Consider the following 22,650-nt stretch of genomic DNA (forward strand, 5'->3'; position numbering starts at 1 on the left):
CGCAGCCCACCCGGTGCGCTCGAAGGAATTCGGGCCGACGCTGCTAGGCGAGGCGTGTGAGGAGGCCTGCGGCGAGGGCGGCTCGCTGGAGCATGCCGCTGATGCTGATCCATTCGTTTCTGGCGTGAGCTCCGGCTCCGACTGCTCCGAGGCCGTCGAGAACGGGCAGGCCGAGCGCGGCGGCGAAATTGCCGTCGCTGGCTCCTCCGACGGAGGCCTCTTTGAGGTCCAGGTCGAGGGCGGAGGCGACTTCGGCAGCCTGAGCAAACATCGCTGCCGTCTTCTCGGTGCGCTGCATGACGGGCCGGTTCCAGCCCCCGCTGACGGTGATGGATGCCAACGGGTTCTCTGCGCGCAGGGAGGCGAAGAGGCGGTCGACGCGTTGGGCCTCCGTCTCGGAGCTGACCCGCACGTCGATATGGGCTGTGGCATGCCCGGCCTTGACGTTGGTGCGGGTGCCGCCGTTGAGGACTCCGACGTTGATGCTGGTTCCGGCGGCGAGGTCGGAGGCAGCGTGCAGCTTCAGGACGACGCGGGAGATCTCGTCGATGGCGCTCGCTCCTGCTTGTGGGTCCAGGCCGGCGTGGACGGCTTCGCCGTGTGCCTCGACCCGGAAGATGCCCACGCCCTTGCGTGCGGTCTTGAGGGCGCCGTCGGCACTGGCTTCGAAGACGAGCACGGAGGTCCCGCGAACAGACTCTTCCTCGATGACTGGTCTGGAGGAGGGGCTGCCGAGCTCCTCGTCGCCGTTGAGCACGAGGCGCACGTGGGGGCGGGGCGCGTTCAGGGCATCGCAAGCCTTCAGGGCCCAGACCAGCTGGACGAGGCCTGCTTTCATGTCGAAGGCGCCGGGCCCGGTCAGGGCGTCGCCGTCGATGGAGACCGGCCACTCTGCGAGCGTCCCGGCCTGCCATACGGTGTCGTAGTGGCACAGTGCCGTGACCCAAGGTGCGGTGGGACGAGTGGGGGAGGGGTAGTCGAGGACGACGGTGTCGCCGTGCTCTCCGCCGTCGGCGAGCCTGCGGGCGGAGGGGGCGCCGAGCCTGAGGCCCAGCCATCGTTCGGCCCAGTCAAGCCCCTTGATCAGCAGGTTCTTATCATCTGACGGCGTTTCCTGGCCGATGTAGTCCGAGAGGTCCTGGACCATCTCGTCGCTGTGGCCGTTGATCCAGTCTTGGAGGGCGGCGGGGCTGGTGCCGTCCATCATGAGCGGACTCCTACGGTCGCGTCCAAGGCGTCAAGGTGCTGTTCGCCCATGTCGGTCTGCCCCGCCTCCAGTGCCTTGATCATGTCGACCATCTGCGTCAGGAGGGGCACGGGAATGCCGTGTTCCTGGGCCTTGGCGATGACGGGCTCGTAGTGGCAGGGGACTTCGGTGGCACGCTTGCGGACGGCGATGTCGCGCCAGATCCCGGAGCGGGTCTTCGACTGGGTGCCCAGCCATGCCACCAGCCTGTCGGTGGCGGCCTCCCGCGCGGCAGGGTCGGCTTCGCGTCGGTAGACGGCGGGTTCGAAGGCGTCGAATCCCTCCAAAGCGATTCCTTCGGCGTCTGCGACGTCGAAGACCTCTGCTGCCAGTCCTTCCATGGAGGGGCGGTGGCGATCGATCAGGTCGGCCATGTCCGCGTCGGCCAGGGCGGTCGCGGAGAGCATGGCCCCGAAGCCGAGCTTGGACCAGAGGAACCCGTCGACATTCGGGGTCACGACCGCGGACCCCCAGTGCTGCAGGTCCGCAGCGAGCTGGTGCACGCGGGCGCTGACACCGCCGGTGTATTCGCCCAGCGCCATGCCGCCGGCTCCGCCGTCCTTGACCAGGCCCGGTTCCATGACGTCTGCGAAGAGGTCCACGAAGGCGCTGATGGTGCGCTCGGCTCCCACATGGGCGGAGATGGCGGCCTCATTGAGCCCGTTCTGCATGGAGACGACGTACCCGTCGGGCGCGAGGCGGGGGGCGATCCAGGCCGCGGCCTTGTCCGTGGCCTGCGCCTTGACGGCGAGCAGGACGCGTCCGAGCTGGGCGGGGGCATCGTCGAGTCCGAAGACGGGCAGGTGAGCGGTGAGCGTTCCCTGCGGGGTCTGCAGGCGCAGCCCCTTGTTCCGGATGGCCTCCACATGGGCGGGGTCGGCGTCGACCAGCTGGACGGGGACGCCTTGGGCGTCGAGGTGGACGGCGAGGGTGCCGCCGATGGCGCCGGCGCCGACGACGGTGTAGGGGAGGTCAGTGGCGGTCATGCGTGTGCTTCCTTCTTGGTGACGGGGGCCCAGTGCAGGGGCAGGTTCATGGCTCCGGTCGAGGCTCCGCCGTCGACGCGGAGCACTTCGCCCGTGATCCATTCGGCGGCGTCGCTGCAGAGCCAGAGCACGGCGTTGGCGATATCGTCGGGGCGGCCGCGGCGTCCGAGGGGGTTGGCGGAGACGGCGGCGGCGTATTCCTCGGTGACGGGGTTTGCCTCGCTGTCGACGGTGACGAAGCCGGGGGCGACGGCGTTGACCCTGATGCCCAGAGGGCCGAGTTCGAGGGCCGAGGCGCGGGTGGCCATCTCAAGCGCGGCTTTGGAGGTAGCGTAGGGGGCGGCTCCCGGGCGGGCGCGCAGGGCCGCGCCCGACGAGATGTTCACCACGACCGGCCTGCGGCCTGCGGCCGACGCCAGCTGCGCTAGGGTGACGGTGCTGAGCAGGGGGGCGCGGACGTTCAGGTTCTGCACCGCGTCCCAGATCGAGGCGTCCAGGTCGAGGAACGGTGTCGCGGGGTACACCCCGGCGGCGTTGACGAGGACGTCGACCGGGGCAGTCGCCCAAGCCTGGCGCACCATGGCGGCCGGTGCGTCCGCGTCGCGGAGGTCCAGTCCGTGGACGTGGGCGGCGGCGGCTCCGAGGGCCTGGGCCTCGTGCGCCACCTTGGCCGTCGCGTCGGCCCTGAGGTCGATGAGGGAGAGAGCCGCGCCCTGTTGGGCAAAGGCGAGGGCTGTCTGGCGGCCGATGCCGCTGCCGGCGCCGGTGATCAGTACATGGCGGCTCAATCCAGTTCCTTTCCCTTGGTCTCGGGCATGGTCAGGTAGACGACGACGCCGATGGCCGCCGCGATGGCGCAGTAGAGCCAGACCCAGCCGCCCAGGCCGCTTGAGGTGAGCCAGGTGGTGATGTAGGGCGCGGTGCCGCCGAAGAGTGCCACCGCCAGGGCGTACGGCAGGCCGATGCCGGTGGCCCGGATCGCGGCCGGGAACTGCTCGGCCATGATGACCGCGCAGTTCGCGGAGTATCCCAGCAGGAAGATCATGCCGATGACCTGGATGACCAGCAGGGTCAGGAAGGACCCGTTGAGGAAGTGGAAGGCGGGCCAGGCGAAGACCAGGAAGCCGCCGGCGAAGGCTGTCATGGTGGCCTTGCGGCCGATCTTGTCCGAGAGCAGCCCTGCGAACGGCAGCAGGATCAGGAAGATGAGGACTCCGATGAAGTTCGCGGTGAGGGCCTGGCTGAGCGGGATGTGGGTGGAGACGGCGGCATAGGTGGGCATGTAGGAGGCCCACATGTAGTACAGGAGTGTGCCCGCGATGGTCACGCCGAAGACGCGCAGGGTGGCGCCGGGATGCTTGACGAACATCGTGAACACCGCCCCCCGAGGCCGCCGGGTGCTCTGGGCGGCCGTCTCCTGTGCGGCGGCCTTGGCTTTGGCGAAGGAGTCGGTCTCCTCGACCGAGGACCTGAGCCAGAGCCCGACCACGCCGAGCAGGGCGCAGATGATGAAGGCGGCGCGCCAGCCCCAGGCGTCGACGGCATCCTTGGGCAGGGTGGAGGTGATGAGGGCGCCGAGGCCGGAGGCAATGAGGATGCCAGCCCCGACCGAGACCTGCTGCCATGAGCCGGCGAACGCCCTGCGCCGCGGGGCGGCGGACTCGATGAGGAACGCCGAGGAGGAGCCGAACTCGCCGCCGGCGGAGAAGCCCTGGGCGAGCCGGGCCAGGAAAAGGACGGCAGGGGCGAGGACGCCGATGGTGCCGAAGTCGGGGATCAGGCCGATGACCAAGGACGCCCCGGCCATCATCCCGATGGTCAGCACCAGGCCCTTCTTGCGTCCGTGCTTGTCCGCGTAGGCGCCGAGCACTGCGGCCCCGACCGGGCGCATCACGAAGCCGACGGCGAAGATCGCCAGGGCGCCCAGCAGCGAGGCGATCTCGTTCCCTGCGGGGAAGAAGTGGTGCGCGAAGACGGAGGAGAAGGTGGTGTAGACGGACCAGTCGACCCATTCGACGGTGTTGCCGATGGAGCCGGCAATGATCGCCTTGCGGCCGCGGGCCGAGAGTTTCGTCTGGTGAACGACGGGCTCGTTCACGCTCAGTTCGCTCATGAGTGGGTGTCCCTTGGGGTGAGGTGGGCGGAGACGCGATCTGCCAGTTCTGCGTGGGTGGTGACCCACACGTCGTCGAACCCGCGGATGTAGGCCAGGAGCTCTTGGAGGACCACCAGGCGTGACCGGTGGCCGATGATGTGCGGGTGCATGGTCAGCTGGAAGACGCCTCCGGCGGCGTAGGCGGCGTCGAACTCGTCCTTCCAGATCTGCAGCAGCTGCCGCGGAGGCGTGTAGGGCCGCAGCGAGGCGAAGCGGTCCATCATCAGGTATGGCGCGTCATCGCGGATCCACTCGACAGGGATCTCCACGACGCCGGTCGGCTGGCCTTGTGCCAGCAGCTCGTAGGGTTCGTCGTCGGCCATCAGCGAGGAGTCGTACAGGAACCCGAGCTCCCGCACAACGTCCAGTGTCGAGTCGGAGAAGTCCCACGACGGCGTGCGGATGCCGACGGGGCGCACCCCGGACTGCTTGTGGAGCACCTCCAGCGAACGGCCGAGCAGGTCCAGCTCCTGCTCGTGGCTCAGCTGGGTGTTCCGCTCGTGGATCCAGCCGTGGACCGCGACCTCGTGGCCCGCCTCGGCGTAGCCCGGAACCTCGTGCGGGCGCAGCAGGGCGCACACAGCGGGAATGAAGAACGAGGCCTTCGCCTCGTACCGGTCCAGCAGCTCCAGGATTCTCGGCACGGCCACCCTGATGCCGTACTCGCCGGCCGCCATCTTCCCCGGACTGGTCTCCCCGTCCCGCAGGGACGGGGTCTCGTGGTCGGAGTCGAAGGAGAGCAGCACGGCCGCCTTCGCCCCGTCCCGCCACCTCCGGGCCGGATCCGCGTCCATCAGCGGCCGGCCGGCGCGCACGCGCTCCACGTGGCCGCGCCACGTCGTCTCGGGCCAGCTCCACGGGGGTTCGCTGCTCACGTTTCGCCTCTCTTTGAAGTAGTTAGGTCCGGGGCGGGATGTAACGGTCACCTCGGATGGGTGCGAAGGGGTGTGATCTCCCTCTCACGCCATACGGGAAGGATTCGGTCATTTTCAACCCCTTCTTTGGCAAATTCATTCTTGGGAACCACGCTCACTGGATTCATCGACCAGCGACATTGAGGGCGCTCCGGTGCTACTGTTCCCTCATGAGCGCTGACCCGACTCCCGCCCGCGAGGAAGCTTCGCCGGTGATCGACGACCCGGTCAGCTTGGACATCGTGGCCGCCCTGCAGATCGCGCCGCGGGTGCCAGCCGCAAAACTGGCCGAAATCCTCGAGCAGCCCACGACGACGGTGACGCGGAAGCTCAAGCGGCTGCAGCAGGAGCGCCTCGTCAAAGTGATCGGGCGGTTTGCATGGCCTCTCGTGACCTCAGGGAACCCCATCCAGATATGGATCTGCTGCCAGCCAGGACGCTCCTACGAGGTAGCCGAGAGCCTCAAGCAGTTCCCCGAGATCCAGTTCGTGATGGTTACCTCTGGCAGCGCTGACATCTATGCCGACCTCTACCCGCTGCTCGGTTCCGACGCGAACGACCTGCTCAGCCGTAGGATTCCCTCCATCCCGGGCATTGCCTCGGCGCGGAGCCAGCTGGTGCTCAAGAGCCCGCGAGTGGGCCAGTCCTGGCGCCTGAACCGCTTGAACGAGCAGCAGAGGCAGGAGCTGGAAAGCTGCCGAGACCAGGTGGTCCTCCCTGCCTTCTCACGGATAGAGGACCTGAGCGACATCGACTTCCGCACTCTGCAGGAGCTCGGCAACAACTCCCGCATCACGGCTGCCGACCTAGCCCGCAAGCTCTCCGTGAGCAGTTCTACCGCCTACCGCAGCATGCAGGTCGTTCTGGGCTCAGGCGCCATCTCACCCCGAGTCGAAGTCGAGCCCGCCGCCGTCGGTTTCCCGCTGAACGCGAACATCTCACTGCAGGTCGACCCCTCGGCCATCCCCGAGGTCTTGGCAGACCTTAGCCGGCACCCCTCCGCCCGGATGGTCTCCATGGTCGCCGGCAGCGCCTCGGTGACCCACAACGGGGCATTCACCGGGCCCGCGCAACTCGCCGACTTCATCACGGAAGACCTCGGCGCCCTCCGCGGAGTCCACTCCATGGACATCTGCATCGGCATGAACGTGCTGCGCCGCTACTGGATGGATCGCGATGGGTACCGCATCGGCGAGCAGGTCCCGGGCATCCTCCGGCGAAGGCCCAGGACATCCGAACCGGAGCGCGAGTACCAGTAGAGGCCCTCACCGCCGGTGATTGCCGCCGTCGTGCGTGCCCTAGTGGGGTGGCTGGAGCGCTGCGGCCTTGCGCTCCAGCAGGGTTTGCTCGCGCAGGTTGCGGCAGAGGCGGGCCGCAGTCTCGAATTCGGCCCTTGCCTCGACGGTGCGACCGAGGCGGGCGAGCAGTTCCCCGCGCACGCTGGGAAGCAGGTGGGAGTCGGACAGGCGCCCGTCGGCCGCGAGCGTTTCGACGATGGCGAGGGCGGCCTGCGGGCCCTCGGCCATGGCGACGGCGACGGCTCGGTTGAGCTCGACGACCGGGGAGGGAGCCACGCGGGCGAGCGCCTCATACAGGAGCACGATGCGCTCCCAGTCCGTCTGCGCCACTGAGGGTGCGCTGGCGTGGCAGGCCGCGATTGCCGCCTGGAGCCCGTAGGGTCCGAGACCGCGGGAGCCGGCGGCCGCCCGCTCAAGCGCGGCCAGGCCTCGTCGGATCGCGGATCTGTCCCAGAGGCGCCGGTCCTGGTCCTCGAGCAGCACTGCCTCGCCGTCGGGCCCGGTCCGGGCGGGGAAGCGGGCGGAGGTGAGCTCGAACAGCGCCAAGAGCCCGTGGACCTCGGGTTCGCTGGGGAGCACCGCTGCGAGCGTCCGGGCGAGGCGAATCGCCTCCTGGGCGAGGTCGACGCGCAGCAGGCTGGTCCCGGCGGTGGCGGAGGAGCCCTCGGTGAAGATCAGGTAGAGCACGCTGAGCACGCCGCCCAGCCGCTCGCGTCGGTCCTCGGGGGCAGGGACCTCGAACGGCACCTTGGCCGCGGCGATCGTCTTCTTGGCGCGGGTGATCCGAGCCTGGACGGTCGGCATGGGGACGAGGAAGGCGCGCGCGATCTCCTCGCTGGAGAGGCCCCCGACGACCCGTAGGGTGAGAGCCACCCTCGCCTCGGGAGAGAGGACCGGGTGGCAGGCGATGAAGATCAGGGACAGGACGTCGTCGTCGATGCGGTCGGGGTCCCACGGGGTGTCCGGGCTCTCGGGCGGTGAGATCGCACCGCTGCTGGACTGGCCCTCGCCGAGTTGCCCGCCCAGCTGCGCGTACCGCTCCTTCAGCGCCGTCCGGCGGCGGAACGCATCGATGGCGCGACGCCGGGCGGTCGCGAGCAGCCAGCCGACCGGGTTCGCGGGCTCGCCCTCCCTCGACCAGGCCACGATCGCCTCGGCGAGGGCCTCCTGTGCGACGTCCTCGGCGAGGTCGAAGCTGCCGGTGTAGCGGGTCAGGGCGCCCACGATCCGAGCGGACTCGATCCGCCAGACGGCCTCGACGGCCCGCCGCGCCCCGCTGGTGCTGGGCGGGCCGTTCGGGCTCGGGCGGCTCAGAGCTGGCCGGTCCGTTCGCGCCACGCCCGCTCCTTGATGATCCATTCGTTCTCCTGCGGGAATTCTTCGATACCCGGGACCCGGCGGATCTCGCATTTGCTCCCGGGGGTGGCCGGCATCCGCTTTGCCCACTCGACGGCCTCCTCCTTCGAGGCCACCTCGATCAGGTAGAAGCCGCCGAAGAGCTCCTTGGTCTCCCCATACGGTCCGTCGGTGACCACCGGCGTCTCGCCGCTGAAATCGACGACGACGCCCTGTCCCGGGTCGTCGAGGCCCTCGGCCGCGACGAGCACGCCCGCGCGGATGAGTTCCTCGTTGAAGCGCCCCACGGTCTCGAGCATCTCCTCGAACGGCGTCGCCATCATCGCCGCCATCGACTCGTCGGTGCCGCGCATGATCAGCATGTACTTCGCCATTGCTCCATCTCCTCTGTTCAGGGGGCCGTTTCCCGACCCTGCCATTCTGAGGTCGAATGGGCTGGCCCGAAATCGACACGCCACCACAGGTGAACGACGACGGCGCGTACCACAGCGCGAGAGCCGACGCCCCAGCGCGGTCCCCTTCCTCATTCTGAGGGCGGCGGAATCTCGCCGGACCCGCGCTCGATCAGGTCCGTCGGCACATCTATCACCTCCGGGGCGAGCTTGCCGGGCCGCTCGATGCGCGCGAACAGCCGGTCGGCGGCGAGGCGGCCGATCTGGCTCGGGCGCTGGGCGATGACTGTCACTCCGGGGTCGAGGAGGTCGGCGAACTCGAAATCGTCGAAGCCGACGAGGGCCACCTCGTGCTGCAGTCCGAGGCGCTGGAGCGCGCGCACCGCTCCGAAGGTGATCAGGTTCTTCCCACAGAAGAGGGCCGTGGGCGGACGCGCTGATTTCATCAGGCGGGCCACCGCCATGCTGGACGACTCGGCGTCCCGTAGCCCGGGGAGGATGGGGCAGTCGGCGCCGTCCGCGCCGAGCGCGCGGATGGCGTCGAGGAAGCCGAGGCGTCGCTGCTGGGCGGTCCAGAGGTCCTCCCGGTCGAGGAGGAGCGCGATCCGCCGGTGTCCTCGGCGGATCAGGTGCCGGACCGCCATCAAGGAAGCGGCGCGGCTGTCCGACCGAACGGCGTCGAGGGCGATCCCACTCGGCTCCCTGTCCACGCAGACTACGGCGAGCCCGCGGTCGAGTTCCGGGCGCAGGTAGGCCTGGCTCCGGGCGATCGGCATGAGTGCGATGCCGTCGACCCGGCGCCGGGCGAGCGCGGCGACGGCGGCGAGTTCCCGGTCCGGCTCCTCGTCCAGGCTCGTGGTGAACACTGCGGCACCGTGGAGCGCGGCAACGTCTTCGATGGCCCGGTTCACCTCGGCGGCGAACGGGTTGGTCACGGAACCGACCAGCAGGCCGACTGTGTGCGTCCGACCGTCGGCCCTACGAAGGTTTCTGGCCCGCATGTCGGGCTCCCAGCGCAGCTGCGCCATTGCCTCCCGTACGCGCTCGGCCGTCGCCTCGGCCACGTTGGGCTCGCCGTTGACCACACGCGATACGGTCTTGGTTCCCACCCCAGCCAGACGGGCGACATCGCGGATCGTCGCGCGCCGGGCCTCCGGTTCGACCGGCATGGACGATAACGATGTCATCTCAGCCCTTCCGACGGCAGATGTGATCTTGCCAACACTCGCAGAACAGTCTACAAATAACCGATGACATCGTTGTCATCGGTTTCGCCCCCTTCGAGAGGACACGCAATGACGCAACTTCCCGCCCCCCGGTCCCGCGCCCTCGCCGCCGCGGCCGTCGCCGTCGTCGCCGCTTTTGGCATGAGCGCCTGCGCTTCAGCGGCCGGAGCCGGCTCTGGCTCGACCGCCGCCGCGGACGAGACGGTCGGCGTCAGCCTGATCGTGAAGACCACCACGAACCCCTTCTTCGTCGCGATGGAGGATGCCGCCAAGGCTGACGCCCAGAAGGCGAACGTGAAGCTCACCCTCGCCGCCGGGAAGAAGGACGGTGATACCGACTCGCAGATCCAGGCGATCGAGAACGCGATCTCCCGCGGCGACAAGGGAATCCTGATCACCCCCAACGGCCCCTCGGTGAACAACGAGATCGCCAAGGCACGCAAGGCTGGCCTCTACGTGATCGCGCTGGACACGCCTCCCGACCCTGCCAACACCGTCGACATCACCTTCGCCACCGACAACTACGCCGCCGGGCAGTCGATCGGCAAATGGACCGCCGCCCAACTCGGAGGCAAGAAGGCCGTCATCGGCATGCTCGACCTGTTCAACGACCAGATCGTCTCGGTCGACGTGAACCGGGACCACGGCTTCCTCAATGGCATGGGCATCGACTTCGGCGACAAGTCCAAGAACGGCGGCGAGGCCTCGTCCGGCAAGTACACCGGCGGCCAGGGCGGGGACTACGAGATCGTCGGCCATCAGGCAACCCAGGGCGCGGAGGACGGCGGGCGCAGCGCGATGGAGACGCTGCTGTCGAAGAACCCGAATATCAACGTCGTCTACACGATCAACGAGCCCGCGGCCTACGGCGCCTACCAGGCGCTGAAGGCGGCCGGGAAGGACAAGGACGTCACCATCGTCAGCGTCGACGGCGGCTGCGCCGGCGTCGGGTACGTCAAGCAGGGGATCATCGGCGCGACCGCCCAGCAGTACCCGTCGAAGATGGCCGAGCTGGGCATGGAGGCCATTGCCAAGATCGCCCGCGGCGGCGCCAAGCCCGAAGTCAGCAGCGGCCTCGATTTCTACAACACCGGCTCGAAGCTGGTGACCGACAAGGCCGCCAGCGGAATTGACAGCATCACGACCGATTCCGCCACGAGCATGTGCTGGGGCACGAAGTAATCCGATCCGCTGCAGCCGGGGTGCTTTTCGCCGCGCCCCGGCCCTGCCCGATCGATGCGATCCCAAGGAGACATCATGGCAACCCGTGCCCCGGCACCGACACCCACTGAGCCCGCGCCCTCGGCGCACGATCCCGCCCACGCATTCATCGACCGGCGGAAGCCGATTGCACGGATCCGCGGGGTTCTCCACCGCTATCCCGCAATCAGCCCCGGCGTCGTGCTCGTGGTCGCGATCCTGGTCTTCGGCGCGCTGAACCCACACTTCCTCGCCCCCTCCAACCTTTCGCTGATCACCCAGCAGGTCGCGGTCATCGGAATCCTCGGCGTCGCCGAGACCCTCGTGATCCTCACCGCGGGGATCGACCTATCAGTCGGCGCCGCGATGGTGCTCAGCTCGGTCGTGGTGGGCAACGCTGTGGCCGGCCTCCATCTCCCCGCTCCCATCGCCCTGCTCGCCGGGCTGGCGACGGGCCTGCTCGCCGGCATCCTGAATGGCGTTCTGGTCACCCGGCTTGCACTGCCGCCGTTCATCGTCACCCTCGGAACGCTGAGCATCTTCACCGCACTGCTGCTGCTCGTCTCCAACGGTGCAACGGTGCAGGGAGCGTCCCTGCCCGACCTGATCACGTGGACCGGCGGTACCTTCAGGCTCGCTGGCGTCGACATCAGCTTCGGTGTCGTCCTCATGGCGCTGCTCTACCTCGGGGTCGCCTACGCGCTCGGACGCACCGCGTGGGGGCGCCACGTCTACGCCGTCGGAGATGACAAGGAAGCGGCGCGCCTGAGCGGGATCAGGGTCAGCCGGGTGCTGTTGAGCGTCTACGCGCTCGCAGGCGCCATCGTGGTGCTCGGCGCCTGGACCCAGATCGGCCGCGACTTCGGCTCCAGCCCCAACGCCGCCACGGACGCGAACCTCAACGCCATCACCGCCGTCGTCATCGGTGGAACCAGCCTGTTCGGCGGTCGCGGAACCATCTGGGGCACCCTCCTCGGCGCGCTCATCGTCGGCGTGTTCCGCAACGGGCTCGCGCTCGTCGGCCTCGACGTCCTCTATCAGACACTCGCCGTCGGCGTCCTCGTCATCGGGGCCGTCGCCATCGACCAGTGGATCAGGAAGGTCCGCAAATGAGCCACGCCCAGAACCTCTCCCAGATCAGCCTCCGCGACGGCGCCTCCAACGACGAGCGAGTGCCGGTCCTGTCCGCGCGCGGCCTCGTGAAAACCTTCGGCCACGTCGTGGGCCTCGACGGCGTCAGCCTGGACCTCTACCCGGGCGAGGTCCTCGCGATCATCGGCGACAACGGCGCAGGAAAGACGACCCTCATCAAGTGCCTCACCGGAGCAGAGGTCCCCGACGAGGGAGAACTCCGCCTCGACGGCCAGCCGGTCCACTTCCGCAGGCCTCAAGACGCCCGCGACGCCGGCATCGAGACGGTCTACCAGTCTCTCGCGGTGTCCCCCGCGCTCGACGTCGCAGCGAACATGTACCTCGGCCGCGAACTCCGCCGCCCAGGCCTCCTCGGCAGCCTCTTCCGTATGGTCGACACCAAGACCATGCGGGATCGCGCGAAGGCCGAGCTCCGGGAACTCGGGATCTCCACACTGCAGGACGTCACTGTGCCCATCGAAAACCTCTCGGGCGGGCAGCGTCAGGCGGTCGCCGTCGCGCGCGCGGCCGCATTCGGCTCGAAGGTCGTCGTCCTCGACGAGCCCACTGCCGCGCTCGGCGTGCGGGAATCCAACCAGGTGCTCGAGTTGATCCTGCGGCTGCGGGAGAGGGGCATCCCCGTGATCCTCGTCAGCCACAACATGCCCCACGTGTTCGACGTCGCGGACCGGATCCACGTCCAGCGCCTCGGCAGGCGCGCGGCCACCATCACTCCGCAGACCCATTCCATGACGGACGCGGTCGCCATCATGACCGGGGCGATGAAGGGCTGAGCAAGAGACGCGGGTCGGCCTGACGCAGCCAGGTCGGCCCTCGTCTCTCTTGCCGGCGGAGAGCGGCTACGGGAGAGCGGTAGGCTTCACTGTCTTGGGAGAGGGGAACAATTCATGAAACTCACCGTTAGCCTTCAGGTCACTCTGGACGGCGTCGCCCAGGCAAACGGGGGCAACAACGAGGAGATGGACCCGGGATTCACCCGCGGCGGCTGGGCGCTCCCGCTCAACGACGGCGAGGCCGTGCAGTACATTCTCCGTACCTGGCAGCGGCCGGACGCATTCCTGCTCGGTCGGAAGACGTACACCCTGTTCGAGAAATACTGGGGTTCCCGGAGCGACGACGGCGGCTTCGGTGAGGCGATCAGCTCGAAGCCGAAATACCTGGTCTCAACGACCGTCACCGATCCGGGCTGGGAGCAGACCACGGTCATCCCCGGGGAAGTCGCGGCTCGGGTGCGCGAGCTCAAGGCGCAGCCCGGCGGTGAGCTTCTGGTGGTGGGAAGCACAGCGCTCGCGCGGTGGCTGCTCGAGAACGAGCTAGTGGACGAGCTGAATCTGGTCCAGTTCCCAGTGATCGTCGGCGAAGGCGAACGCCTGTTCCCCGGGCAGGGCCTCGACTTCGCACTTGGCCTGATCGACTACCGCGTGTTCAGTACGGGCATCGTGGCCCTCACGTACCGCGTGGGCGGTCGCCCCGAGTACGCCTGAGGGGAGAGGAACCGCGGCAGAAGCGCCTACGCCGCCGTCTGGCGAAGGACAGGTCGGCCTTGGCGGTGGTCAGCGGTCCGTCGGCCGAGAGGGCACCGTCCGGGCTCTGGTGGGAGGGCTGAGCGCCAGCACTCGACTTGGTGGGGTCGACGGCCTGCGGCGGGGCTTCCGTCTCGGGCCCCGAGCAAGGCGGCGCCTGCTAGTCATCGACCATCAAGGCCTGCTCGCCGATGCGGCCCTCCATCATCAGTGGTGCAACGCAGCCGTCTTGGACAGGTCGAGTTTGACTCGGGGGATGAGTTCCGTCAGCAATTCCAGCAGGGCCGCGGTTGCGGATGTGGCGCGGCGGCGTGGAAGTGCCAGTTGCAGGGTGCTGGTCAGCTCGGAGACGGGTATGAATCGCACACCGGCGCCGGCTTGCGATTTGAAGCCGGCTGGCATCACCGACACGCCAAGGCCTGCTTCGATGAGGCGGAGCGTGGCCGAGGGACTTGCGATCTCGTCTAACTTCCTAGGCTGGAACCCCAGCAGATTCATCCATCGGCTGGTTGAGAGGAACACTTGATCGCTCAGCGCTTCAATCTGGTTTCGGTCTACTTCCTGCTCCCCTGCCAGAGGATGGCCCACGGGGACGACGAGACAAGATTGGTCTTGGCTGAGCCGCACGAGGTCCCACTCGTGGTCTGCTATCACGTCCCGGGCGAACACGAGGTCGTCTTCGCCTGAGAGCAGCCCGGACATCGGGTCCCGGAAGGGCCGCTCCGCGAGGACGAAGGCGACGTCCGGATGCTGGGTGCGCATGCCGGTTAACAGCTCGACGACGAGGTCCAGCGCCGAGCCGACGAAACCGATCGATACCTGACCCATGTCTCCGCGTCCGGCGCGACGGGCGCGCTCCACCACGCGGAGGCTTTGTTCCAGAAGCCGCTCGCCTTCGTCCCTGAGTTCCCTGCCGGCATCGGTTAGCGCCACGCCATGAGGGCCGCGGATGAGCAGGGGCACGCCGAGCTGGGACTCCAGTGCTTGGATCTGGCGGCTAAGGGTGGGCTGTGTCATATTCAGGCGTTCGGCCGCACGGCCGAAGTGCAACTCGGCGGCGACCACGACGAAGGACCGGAGGCGCCACATCTCCAATTCGGCCATACGCGGAGCGTATCGTATCCAGCAGATTTTGCATTGGAATGAGTTGCACCCCCGTTCCTATCCTGAAGGGACACGCCGGGACAAAATCACGATCGGCCCAGACCGTCGAAATGGATTGCCTCGGCAATCGGAAATGATGCCCCGAAGCAAGTCTGCTCCGGGGTCCCTCAATGAAGAGGTGAGGCGTATATGTCTACCGCCGCAGGAAGAACTCACTGGTGGATCGGGCTGGACCGCAGCCACTGGAAGGCAATGCTCGGCTCTTGGCTGGGTTGGGCCTTGGACGGCTTCGATTTCATCCTTATCACGTACGTACTGACAGACATCGCCAACACATTCCATGTGAGCCTTGCTGCCACCGGCACCCTGGTGCTTGCCGCCTTCGCCACTCGTTGGCTGGGGGGCGCTACCTTGGGCAGCATCGCCGACAGGCTGGGCCGGAAGAAGGCGATGATCATCGGCATCCTCACCTACTCGGTTGGCACTTTCCTTTGCGGCATCTCCTGGGACTACTGGTCGCTGATGGTATTCCGGCTGCTCGTCGGCTTCGGGATGGGTGGAGAATACAGCGCCGGAACCACGTTGCTGCTGGAGACCTGGCCGGTGAGGATGCGGAACAAGGCCAGTGGCTTCCTGGTCTCGGGATGGGCCATCGGCGGGCTTCTGGCCTCCGCCGTCTATGCGCCCATTGTCATGAGCTTCGGCTGGCGCGCATTGTTCTTCGTGGGGATCCTCCCGGCCTTCCTTGCGGTTTATGTCCGCCGCGCTATGTCCGAAACGCCCGAATTCACCCAAGCCCTTGAGAACGCTTCGGCAGACCTGCCGAAAGTCTCATTCTTCAAATTGTTCAGCCGCCGCTGGTTGCCGATGACCCTCATCATGTTCGTCATGATGTTCGCCAATTTCGGTATGAACTGGCCGGTGCTGTCGCTGCTGCCTACATACCTCAAGACCATCGGATACGCCCCGGCAGCAGTGGGGTCCCTGATGTTCATCGCCAGTTTCGGCGCCCTACTCGGCTACTGGTTCTCGGGGTTCCTAGCGGATTGGATCGGCATCCGCTGGGCCTTCACGGCCACATTGCTCGTATCCCTGGTTTTCATCGCCTTGACCTTCTCCACCGCGGGATTGGGCTCGGAGTTCGTCTTGGGAGTGCTGCTGTTCGCCCTGCAGTTCACCAATCTGGGAATCACTGGCCTTCTGCCCCAGTACATCACCGAGCACTTCGGGGTGGAGGTCCGTGCCGCGGGGCTGGGCGTGACATACAACCTGGGAGCGATCGCCGGTGGCCTCTCGCCCATCTGGGGCGCCCTCATCGGTGACGCGGTCGGCCTCGGTCCGGCCATTGCCATCCTGACCCTGTTCTGGACGCTCGTCGTGACCGTGATCATCGGATTCCGCATTCCAGCGGTCATTGCGCGCAGGACGGGCATCTCAAACTCCCTGCCTCCGACTCCGGAGGCCCTGGCAGGCAAGGACAGCGGGGGTTCATTGCCGGGCGGCTCGTTCGCCGCCAACAGCTAGCCGGAAGCGGCCACAGGAAGTGACGAGTCTTTCAGGACAACCTCAAGTAGAACTGACGGAGGACACGCAATGCGAGTACGCGAGAAATACGATGTGGTCGTTGTCGGCGGCGGGACGGCAGGTGCAATTGCCGCGATCGGCGCCGCCCGGACGGGCGCCAGAACACTGGTCGTCGAACGCTATGGGCACCTTGGGGGCGTCCTGTCCCTCGGGATGGCCCTTCTCGGTTCGCTCGACGGCGAGGGCTACTGGGCCCTCGGGGGAGTGGGACGCGAGTTGGTCGCCCGCCTCCAGACGATCGGCGGGGCCACTGAGGCCAGCATCGACCCGCAGTTCGGCTCCGTGCTAGGCCAGGACCCGGAGCTGCTCAAGCTCGTCCTGCTCGAGATGGCCCAAGAGGCCGGTGTCAGCATGCTCTTCCATTCCACGGTGGTAGATGCCATGACCGACGGGCGGCGGCTGACCGGGCTCCTCGTGGCGAACAAGCGAGGACTGGAAGTCATCCCCGCCACGGCAGTGGTGGACTGCTCGAGCGACGCCGACGTCGTCGCCCACGCTGGCGGGTCCTTCGCCTTCGGTCGGGACGGGGACCAGCTCACCCAGCCGGCCAGCCGCATCTTCCGAGTCGGAAGCGTGAATATGGATCGCGTCTGGGGCTACTTGGCTGAGCACCCGGAAGACTGCCAGGCGCCGGAAGGCTGGACGGGGCGCGACTACGACATCGACTATTTGCGCAGTACCCCCGGAGCAAGCCTCGAAGGCTTCGCCAGCCTCATTGACAAGGCCAAAGCTGCAGGAGACTTCCACGTCCCCCGCGCACGGCTCGGCATGAACACACTGCCCGGGCGCAGTGAAGTCACCATCAATATCACCCGGGTCCATGGGCTCAACGGCACGGACCCGGACGATGTCAGCGAAGGCGAAGTCGCTGCCCAGCTGCAGATGCTCGAAGTCGTTCGCTTCCTCCGCAAGTACGTCCCAGGCTTCGAAGACACGCATATCATTGCCGCTCCGTACCAGCTCGGCGTGCGCGAAAGCCGCCACATCCATGGCCGGTACCTGCTGACGAAAGAAGATGTCCTCGAAGGACGCGACTTCCCCGACCAGATCGGCAGAGGCTCCTACCCACTGGACATCCACGACGTCAAACCCGACGCCGAAGTCCTCGGATCCAAGGTCAAAGGAGGTGGCGTCACGCTCTGGCCGATCAAGAAATCCTTCGGCATCCCTGTCGGCTGCATCATTCCGCGCGACCTAGACAACGTCACGGTGGGAGGACGGTGCATCTCGGCCACCCATGAGGCCGCGGGGTCCATCAGAGGCCAGGCGGTCTGCATGGTCACCGGTCATGCGGCCGGAACCCTCGCGGCCCTCAGCGCGAAAGCAGGCACCTTCGCCAGGGACGTCCCGATCGCCCTGCTGCAGGAGACCCTCCGCGCCCAAGGCGCATTGCTTGAAAGGACAGCTCGAATCCCGTCGGCACCAGGCATAGCAGCAGACGTCGACGCCGGCCTCGAGCCAACGAGGCTGTAAGAAGAGGGCGCATCCCTTCGCCCAACGCCTTGCCGACGCCGAGGGCCTCTCGCCGGATGGGCTCAGGCGCGCTGAGGCTGGCGAGAGCTGCCGGCTCCCTCGAAGGGAGCCGGCAGCCTCCAGCCGCCGAATCCTAGTTCCAACTCCGAGGGCTAGAACCCGACGTTTTCGCGGCCCTTGAGCTGGAGCATCTGCCGCGCCTCATCGGGGGTGGCGATCTCGAAGTTGAGGGCCTCCAAAATGGTGCGCGCCCTGGCCACTTGCTCTGCATTGCTCTTGGCGAGCTCGCCCGGGCCGATCCATAGGGAATCCTCCAAGCCCACACGGACGTGCGAGCCCATGGCAGCCCCGATCGCGGCCAGCGGCATCTGGTTCCTGCCAGCGCCGAGCACGGACCACAGGTAGTCCTCGCCCAGCAGGCGATCGGCCGTGCGGCGCATGTGCATGAGGTCCTCGGGATGGGCTCCGATGCCCCCGAGCAGCCCGAATACCGACTGGACGAACAACGGCCCGCGCGCGAGTCCGCGGGAGCGGAAGTGTGCGAGGTTGTTCAGATGGGAGATGTCGTAGCACTCGAACTCGAAGCGGGTCCGATTGGCGTTTCCGATCCCGAGGATCGTCTCTATGTCGGCGAAAGTGTTCTTGAAGACCAGGTCGCGCGACTTTTCGAGCGACTCGCGTTCCCATTCGTGCTCGAATTCCTTGAACCGATCAAGCATGGGGTACAGGCCGAAGTTCATCGAGCCCATGTTGAGGCTGGCCAGCTCGGGTTTGAAAGCGATCACCGGCCGCATGCGCTCTTGCACCGTCATGTGCGGTGAGCCGCCGGTGGTGATGTTGATGATCGCGTCCGTGTTGGCTTTGAGCTTCTCCAGGATGGGCTCGAAGTGCTTCGGATCCTGGGATGGGCGCCCGTCCTTCGGGTCTCGGGCGTGCAGGTGCACGATGGCGGCACCTGCCTCGGCCGCCCCGAGTGCGGCCTCGGCGATCTCCTCCGCGCTGACCGGAAGGAAACGGGACATGGACGGGGTATGGATCGCCCCGGTGACGGCAGAGGTGATGATGACTTTGCGTTTTGTGGACACGGGAGGACCCTTCAGTAGAGCTCTTCGGCGTGGCCGCCGACGGCTATCGCGTGCCGTTGACCTTGGGGATTAGGGGACTGCCGGGGGGATACGGCCATGCTGGCAGTATCCCCCCACAAGGAAATCTTCCTTCGGCGGGCTCACGCCCAGCGGAGGATGAGGGGGTCCTTGCGCTTGGCGATCTCGATCAGCTGGGCTCGGGTGTCGGGATGGAGTTCACCGATGGGGGCGCGGGTCTTGTCGCTCCCGATGATGTTCCCCTCCTTCATGAGCACCTTGGTGGCCCGCAGGCCGCATTGACGGTTCTCGAAATGGATGAACGGCAGGAGGTCCTCCCATTCGCGCACCGCGCTGTCCCGTTCCCCGGCGTGGAAGTCGCGCACGATCTTCCCGAGCTGGTCAGGGACCATGCAGCTGCTCATGGTGCCCTGGGCGCCTGCTTCGAGGTCGGGAATCAGGGTGATCGCCTCCTCGCCGTCGAATATCCCGGGCAGATCGGCGCCGGCGGCTGAGGCGAGGGCGCGGAGCTTGTCGGCCGCCTGGGGCATCTCGATCTTGGCGTAGTTCACCTGGGGGATTTCCCTGGCAAGCCTGGCGAGCAGTCCGACAGAGAGGGGCGTGGGGCTCATCGGGGCGTCCTGGATCATGATGTCGATTTCCAGGCCGTCGGCAACTCGCTTGAAATACTCCACCACCCCGTCCTCGTCGACCCTCATGGTCGCCCCGAAGAACGGGGGCATGAGCATCACCATCTCCGCGCCGAGCTCCTGTGCGCGCACGCTGCGCTCGCGGGCGATGCGGGCGCTGAAATGGCTGGTGGTGACGCAGACGGGCATCCGACCCTGGACGTGCTCGAGGGTGGTGACGAGCACCTGCTCGCGTTCCTCGTCAGTGAGGGAGAACTGTTCGGAGTAGTTCGCCAGGATGCAGACGGCGTCTGCCTGGCCGTCGGCGAGGTAGTCGAGGACCCTGCGCTGGCCCGCGAGGTCGAGTTCCTCGTCGTCGGTAAAGATGGTGGGCGCTACGGGCATAACGCCCTTGATGGCACTCATGGTGTCGTCCTTGGTGGAGTGTGGTGTGAGGCGGCTCGAGCGAGCCTAGTCAGCGGGTCTGCGCGGCGGGCGCGTTTTCGGTCTCGTAGTCTTCGGCGTCGACATCGCGGCCGTGCGGGTCCCACTTGTTGATCAGGATCACCAGGATGGCGATGGCCGGGACGACGGCGAGGACGAGCAGGGCCTTCATGCCCAGGGCCGCGGTGGCCAGGGGCCAGAACACGAGGCCTGCGATGGCGCCGAGGCGGATGCCGATCTGGGTGAAGCCCGTGCCGGCCCCGCGCAGCGAGGTCGGGTAGGACATGGTGGCCATGGTCATTCCCTGGGCGCCGGGGCCGGCGGCGTGGCAGAAGATCAGCAGGCCGACGACGACGGATCCCAGGACGGACCAGGCGCCTTCGACGTTGCTGAGGCTGCCGGCGATGACCATGCAGGCGAAGGTGCCGCAGAAGCCGAGGAGCGCGAGCTTGCGCGGGCCGATGCGCCCGGAGAGCCTGGCTCCGATGAACCCGCCGGTGACCCCGAAGCACAGGTTCAGGATCAGGGAGGAGACGATGTTCGTCATGACGTTCTGGGTGTGCAGCATGGCGAGCACGATCTGGCCCACGAAGAAGCCGACGGCGTAGTACTCCATCGACTGGCCCATGTTGATCACCCCGGATAGCACCGTCCGGGCACGGTACTTCTTGCTGACCAGCTTGCCCCAGGCCTGGGCGATGGTCATCTGGAACTGCTTGCGCTCTTCGAGGGGGTTGACGGCGTCCGGGGCCACCTCGGCGTCGACGCCGTAGGTCTTCTTCAGGATCTTGGCAGCCTCGTCGAGGCCCAGGTTCTGGGCGGCCCATGAGGGGGATTCAGCCATGTACTTCTGCCGGACGAGCATGATGACCAGAGCGGGGACGGCGCCGAAGCCGACCACGATCCGCCACATCTGATTCTCGGGCCAGTGCATCGACTGGAAGAGGAAGTACACGGGCACGAGCAGCGCGAACGTCGAGGCGACGGCCACGTACCACATGGGCTGCCAGAGCGAGATGATCCCGCCCTTCTTGCGGTTGGACGCGTACTCGGCGAGGAAGCTGAAGGCGACGGGGAAGTCGACGCCGATGCCCACGCCCATGATGAAGCGGGCGATGACCAACGTCCAGGCGTCCGGTGCGAGCGCGCAGGCGATGGCGGCGACGACGAAGAACACCATGTCCGCCATGAAGACCTTGAAGCGTCCGAGCTTGTCGACGAAGTAGCCGCCGAAGACCGAGCCGACGAGGGCGCCGATCATGATGGACGCCGAGACCAGGGAGAGCATCCCCGGGTCGAGGGCGAAGTCCTTGGCGATATAGGGCAGGCCGAAGGCAACTGAGGTGAAGTCGTAGGCGTCCAGGAAGATGCCGCCCAGCGCGATGAGGGTGATCGCGAAGGCCTTCCCCTTGTGCAGGTGGGTGCTGTTGACGAACTCAGTGACATCCTGCGCCGAACGCAGCACCACCCGTGCGGGGGCCTGCGACGGGGGGACACTGGCTGCTGGCATTGGAGTTCCTTTCGCGGAAGCACCTCTGTGTGCATCCGATATTTCGAACATTGGTCGAAGTGACGGTGACAGTTGACCGAGAGTTATGGTGACTTGGAACACGGGGAGTCTATGGACAGACCACGGACAGGTCAAGCAGTAGCTCGAATCGGTGGAGCTGAAAAAGGCTGAAGCGAACGAACATCGGCAGAATCTCGTACTGCTGTTCGAGATATTGAACAGCCGCCGCTCAGCGGTAGCCGAGCTCAGAACTGAGGCTGGCGGCCCCCTCGGCTGCCAGCCCTGCCCACTCGGCGGGGGCGCGCTGGCTCCAGCGCATGTCGGGTACCGAGATGCTCAGCGCCGCGACGACCGTACCGGTGTGGTCTCGGACGGGGGCGGCGACGCACGTCACGTCCGGGTTGGACTCGCCGGACTCGAAGGCGATCCCGGAGGCTCGGATCTCGTCCAGCTGGTTGGCTAGCACGTGCGGCTCGCTGATGCTCCTGGGAGTGAGCTTGGCTAGGCCGCCGCGAAGGAGGCGCTTGCGCTCGGAATCAGGCAGGTGGGCGAGCAGTGCCTTGCCGACGGCGGTGCAGCTTGCGGGGACGTGGCCCCCCATCCGGGAGACCATCCGCACCGACTGCGTGCTGTCCACCTTGCAGACGTACGCCACGTCGGCACCGTCGAGGATGCCCACATGAACCGTCTCGTCGCACTTCGCCCCCACGGACTCGGCCACTCGGAGCCCCACCGCGCGCAGGTCCAGCCGCTCGGCGAAGGCATTCCCCAGCCGGAAGACGCTGAGGCCCAAGTGGTACGTGTTCGTGCGCTCGTCGCGCCGCAGATACCCGCGCTCCGTCAGTGTGACGAGTAGCTCGTGCACGGTGGTCCTGGGAAGCTCGGTCCTCTGGACCACCTCGGGGGCGGTGAGCCCGTGCCGGGCATCCATGAACAGCTCGAGCACGTCCAAGCCCCTCACCAGGGCAGGTGTCAGACGCGCCACAGCCACTCCTTTCGATCACCGACCCAACTGGTCTCTGACTGCAGATTACCCTCCTGTTCGAAATATCGCGCATTGTCCGAGAGGACGGGCACCTCACATATGTCCACGGAATCATGCCCGGGAACTGTTCCAAAGGCGGCGTTCGGTTCTCCTCCGCCTTCACCCTTCGTGAGGCCGCCGATGGGGCGGATAGCTTCTTTCGTGGCTCTCGGCATCGACGAGGGGCTGGATGACATCCCGGATTGGGTGGAGCTTCACCCGTCGGCCAGGAAGGTGCGCTCGTTGGCCAGGGAGAAGCGGTAGTCCGGCATCTGGCCCTCGCGGCGCCACTGGGGTTCCTTGAGCTTCACCGGCTGCTGGCTTCCGGGAGGGCGACGGTGCGGAAGCCGCA

At 67.0% G+C, this 22,650-nt stretch carries 20 protein-coding genes; 7 read left to right on the forward strand and 13 right to left on the reverse strand.

Annotated features, from left to right (window positions below):
• Nucleotides 1-43: 43 nt before the first annotated feature.
• The 5 genes from E5679_RS21065 to E5679_RS14190 are packed head-to-tail and all read right to left on the reverse strand — an operon-like array spanning nt 44 to nt 5,262.
• Nucleotides 44-1,207, reverse strand: coding sequence for a M20 family metallopeptidase (locus E5679_RS21065; protein ID WP_212746958.1), 1,164 nt, complete (start codon nt 1,205-1,207; stop codon nt 44-46).
• Nucleotides 1,204-2,232, reverse strand: coding sequence for a ketopantoate reductase family protein (locus E5679_RS21070; RefSeq protein WP_212746959.1), 1,029 nt, complete (start codon nt 2,230-2,232; stop codon nt 1,204-1,206). The genes E5679_RS21065 and E5679_RS21070 overlap by 4 nt, the downstream gene beginning before the upstream one ends.
• Nucleotides 2,229-3,020, reverse strand: a complete 792-nt coding sequence (locus tag E5679_RS14180) for an SDR family NAD(P)-dependent oxidoreductase (protein WP_138416949.1) — start codon at nt 3,018-3,020, stop codon at nt 2,229-2,231. The genes E5679_RS21070 and E5679_RS14180 overlap by 4 nt, the downstream gene beginning before the upstream one ends.
• Nucleotides 3,017-4,345 carry an MFS transporter gene (locus E5679_RS14185; RefSeq protein WP_138416950.1) on the reverse strand — a complete coding sequence of 443 codons (1,329 nt, stop codon included), beginning with the start codon at nt 4,343-4,345 and terminating at the stop codon, nt 3,017-3,019. Before E5679_RS14185 ends, E5679_RS14180 begins: the two co-directional genes overlap by 4 nt.
• Entirely contained in the window at nt 4,342-5,262 is a 921-nt protein-coding gene (locus E5679_RS14190; RefSeq protein ID WP_249336146.1) for a polysaccharide deacetylase family protein, read from the reverse strand. Before E5679_RS14190 ends, E5679_RS14185 begins: the two co-directional genes overlap by 4 nt.
• A gap of 209 nt (nt 5,263-5,471) precedes the next feature.
• Between E5679_RS14190 and E5679_RS14195 the strand changes: the two genes are divergently transcribed.
• A complete protein-coding gene (locus tag E5679_RS14195; protein ID WP_171042393.1) occupies nt 5,472-6,560 on the forward strand; it encodes an Lrp/AsnC family transcriptional regulator in 1,089 nt (362 codons plus the stop codon).
• 39 nt (nt 6,561-6,599) lie between these two features.
• On the opposite strand, the gene E5679_RS14200 is transcribed toward E5679_RS14195, so the two are convergent.
• The 3 genes from E5679_RS14200 to E5679_RS14210 all read right to left on the reverse strand — a co-directional run bounded on the left by E5679_RS14200 (nt 6,600) and on the right by E5679_RS14210 (nt 9,534).
• A complete protein-coding gene (locus E5679_RS14200) occupies nt 6,600-7,937 on the reverse strand; it encodes an RNA polymerase sigma factor (protein WP_138416952.1) in 1,338 nt (445 codons plus the stop codon).
• Complete coding sequence (locus tag E5679_RS14205; protein WP_138416953.1) at nt 7,910-8,329, reverse strand: YciI family protein; 420 nt, start codon at nt 8,327-8,329, stop codon at nt 7,910-7,912. Before E5679_RS14205 ends, E5679_RS14200 begins: the two co-directional genes overlap by 28 nt.
• A 149-nt stretch (nt 8,330-8,478) precedes the next feature.
• The gene (locus E5679_RS14210) at nt 8,479-9,534 is read right to left on the reverse strand and encodes a LacI family DNA-binding transcriptional regulator (RefSeq protein WP_138416954.1); all 1,056 of its coding nucleotides are present in this window, start codon (nt 9,532-9,534) and stop codon (nt 8,479-8,481) included.
• A 108-nt stretch (nt 9,535-9,642) separates the two neighbouring features.
• Between E5679_RS14210 and E5679_RS14215 the strand changes: the two genes are divergently transcribed.
• The 4 genes from E5679_RS14215 to E5679_RS14230 all read left to right on the forward strand — a co-directional run bounded on the left by E5679_RS14215 (nt 9,643) and on the right by E5679_RS14230 (nt 13,409).
• Complete coding sequence (locus E5679_RS14215; protein ID WP_138416956.1) at nt 9,643-10,755, forward strand: substrate-binding domain-containing protein; 1,113 nt, start codon at nt 9,643-9,645, stop codon at nt 10,753-10,755.
• A 75-nt stretch (nt 10,756-10,830) separates the two neighbouring features.
• Complete coding sequence (locus tag E5679_RS14220) at nt 10,831-11,886, forward strand: ABC transporter permease (protein ID WP_138416958.1); 1,056 nt, start codon at nt 10,831-10,833, stop codon at nt 11,884-11,886.
• On the forward strand, nt 11,883-12,698 hold the full coding sequence (locus E5679_RS14225; protein ID WP_138416960.1) for an ATP-binding cassette domain-containing protein: 816 nt from the start codon (nt 11,883-11,885) through the stop codon (nt 12,696-12,698). Before E5679_RS14220 ends, E5679_RS14225 begins: the two co-directional genes overlap by 4 nt.
• Nucleotides 12,699-12,812: 114 nt before the next feature.
• Complete coding sequence (locus tag E5679_RS14230; protein WP_138416963.1) at nt 12,813-13,409, forward strand: dihydrofolate reductase family protein; 597 nt, start codon at nt 12,813-12,815, stop codon at nt 13,407-13,409.
• Between the two features lie 246 nt (nt 13,410-13,655).
• On the opposite strand, the gene E5679_RS14235 is transcribed toward E5679_RS14230, so the two are convergent.
• Nucleotides 13,656-14,552, reverse strand: a complete 897-nt coding sequence (locus E5679_RS14235; protein ID WP_138416965.1) for a LysR substrate-binding domain-containing protein — start codon at nt 14,550-14,552, stop codon at nt 13,656-13,658.
• A 189-nt stretch (nt 14,553-14,741) separates the two neighbouring features.
• Here E5679_RS14235 and E5679_RS14240 point away from each other — a divergent pair, with 189 nt between their 5' ends.
• Both E5679_RS14240 and E5679_RS14245 read left to right on the forward strand, forming a co-directional pair.
• Nucleotides 14,742-16,076 carry an MFS transporter gene (locus tag E5679_RS14240; protein WP_138416967.1) on the forward strand — a complete coding sequence of 445 codons (1,335 nt, stop codon included), beginning with the start codon at nt 14,742-14,744 and terminating at the stop codon, nt 16,074-16,076.
• A 69-nt stretch (nt 16,077-16,145) separates the two neighbouring features.
• Complete coding sequence (locus E5679_RS14245) at nt 16,146-17,609, forward strand: FAD-dependent oxidoreductase (protein ID WP_138416969.1); 1,464 nt, start codon at nt 16,146-16,148, stop codon at nt 17,607-17,609.
• A 152-nt stretch (nt 17,610-17,761) separates the two neighbouring features.
• Here the strand turns inward: E5679_RS14245 and kce are convergent, their stop codons facing one another.
• From kce to E5679_RS14265, 4 genes are all read right to left on the reverse strand, one after another.
• Nucleotides 17,762-18,694 (reverse strand): 3,5-dioxohexanoate:acetyl-CoA acetone transferase, encoded by a 933-nt coding sequence (kce, locus tag E5679_RS14250; RefSeq protein ID WP_138416971.1) that lies wholly within the window; start codon nt 18,692-18,694, stop codon nt 17,762-17,764.
• A 140-nt stretch (nt 18,695-18,834) separates the two neighbouring features.
• Nucleotides 18,835-19,746, reverse strand: coding sequence for a dihydrodipicolinate synthase family protein (locus tag E5679_RS14255; protein WP_138416973.1), 912 nt, complete (start codon nt 19,744-19,746; stop codon nt 18,835-18,837).
• A 49-nt stretch (nt 19,747-19,795) separates the two neighbouring features.
• Nucleotides 19,796-21,274: an MFS transporter gene (locus E5679_RS14260; RefSeq protein ID WP_171042394.1), complete on the reverse strand. Its 1,479-nt coding sequence runs from the start codon at nt 21,272-21,274 to the stop codon at nt 19,796-19,798.
• Between the two features lie 229 nt (nt 21,275-21,503).
• Entirely contained in the window at nt 21,504-22,259 is a 756-nt protein-coding gene (locus E5679_RS14265; RefSeq protein WP_138416978.1) for an IclR family transcriptional regulator, read from the reverse strand.
• Nucleotides 22,260-22,650 lie beyond the last annotated feature (391 nt).

Source organism: Sinomonas gamaensis (genome assembly GCF_005876955.1).
GTDB classification, from domain to species: domain Bacteria; phylum Actinomycetota; class Actinomycetes; order Actinomycetales; family Micrococcaceae; genus Sinomonas; species Sinomonas gamaensis.